Annotated in this window: 1 pseudogene; it reads left to right on the forward strand. The window is 79.4% G+C overall.

The features are described from left to right. Positions 1–1,515, forward strand: a pseudogene (locus ACFV5N_RS27715) (histidine kinase); the annotation flags it as partial. Positions 1,516–1,568: the final 53 nt, after the last annotated feature.

The following is a 1,568-nucleotide window of genomic DNA, read 5'->3' on the forward strand; positions in this document are numbered from 1 at the left end:
CAGCCACCCGGTGGCCCCGGCGCCCGCGGGCGCGGACTGGCCAACCTGGGCAAGGGGCCGTCCGCCTCGCGCGGTCAGGTGGCCGGCGGCCCCGACCGCCCCGCGCTGCCCTCGCGCCCGGGCAACGCCTCCTTCCCCGCCACCGCGGGCGGCCCCGGCTCCCCGGCGGCCCCCACCGGCTCCGACGCCGGCCGCGCCCCGCTGACCGGCGGCCCCGGCTCGCCCGCCGAGGGCGGCGCCGACCGTTCCGGCCGTCCCAGCTGGGCCAGCCGCGTCGAGGACAGCGGCCGAATACCCGTCGTGGGCGACCAGGGTGAGGGACCGCGCGGGCACGAGGAGCCGGACACCGGCGAGTACGCCCGCCCCGGCTTCACCGGGGCCAGCGGCCCCGCCCCGCGTCCGGCCCACCCCGCCGGCCGCTCCCCTCAGCAGTTCGACGCCTTCGGCGGCACCGGCGCCACCGGCGAGTTCCGCTCGCCCGCGGCGCAGGGCGGCGACCCGGGCCGTCCCGGCGGCGACCGCCCCGGCTACCCGGGCGACACGGCCGAGTTCCCGGCGGTGGGCGGCCAGGACTTCGGCACCGGCCGGCCCGCCGCGGACCGGCAGGGCCCCACCGGGTACACCGAGACCGGTGAGTTCCCGGCCCTCGGGCAGGACCGCGGCCGCGGCCCGGCCCCCGCGCAGAACCCCGGCGGCTACCCCGCCGACACGGGGGAGTTCCCCGCCATGGGACAGAACGCCGGAGGGGGCCGCGGCGGCTACCCGGCCGACACCGGCGAGTTCCCCGCCCTCGGCCAGGCGCCCGAACCCGAGCCGTACCCGTCCGAGACCGGCGAGTTCCCGGTCCTCGGCCAGCAGCAGCCGTCTGCCCTCCCCGAGCGGCACCAGCCGCAGCAGCCGGCCGCCTTCACCGATCCGCTGCCCGCCGGTGGCTCGCTCTCCTCGGAACGCACCCCGATCTTCGAGGAGATGGAGTCCACCTGGTTCGGGACCCGGCGGATGGAGCCGCCCGCCCCCACCGGGCAGCAACCCGCGACCGGTACGGACACCGGTGCGGGCCCGGGACTCCCGCTCCGCGGCCCCCGCCCCGGCCGTACCGACTCCGCGACCGCCGCGACGGGCGGCGACCGGGCCGGCGACGGCTACGGCGCGGGCCCGCGCGAGGAGTTCCCGCACACCGGCACCCCGGCCGCCGCCGCACCTCAGGGCCCCACGCCCGTCTGGCGGCCGTCCCCCAACGACGAACTGGGGCGTCAGGCAGGACAGCTGCGCCAGCCGAGCGCCGGCGGGGTCACCACCTCGGGACTGCCCCGCCGGGTCCCGCGCGCCAATCTGGTGGCGGGCGCCGCCCAGCAGTCGCAGCAGCAGGCCGCCCCGACGGGCCCGCAGGTCTCCCGCGCACCGGACGCCGTCCGGGGCCGGCTGACCAATCTCCGCCGGGGAATTCAGCAGGGGCGCCAGGCCAATTCCTCGGCCGGCCGGACCGATCGGGGCTCCGGCCCCAGATACCAGTAGGAGCGTTAGTGTGAGCCCGATGAGCCAGGCGGCGCAGAACCTGAACTGGTTGA

The sequence above is a fragment of the Streptomyces sp. NPDC059853 genome, from assembly GCF_042731495.1.
Taxonomy (GTDB): domain Bacteria; phylum Actinomycetota; class Actinomycetes; order Streptomycetales; family Streptomycetaceae; genus Streptomyces.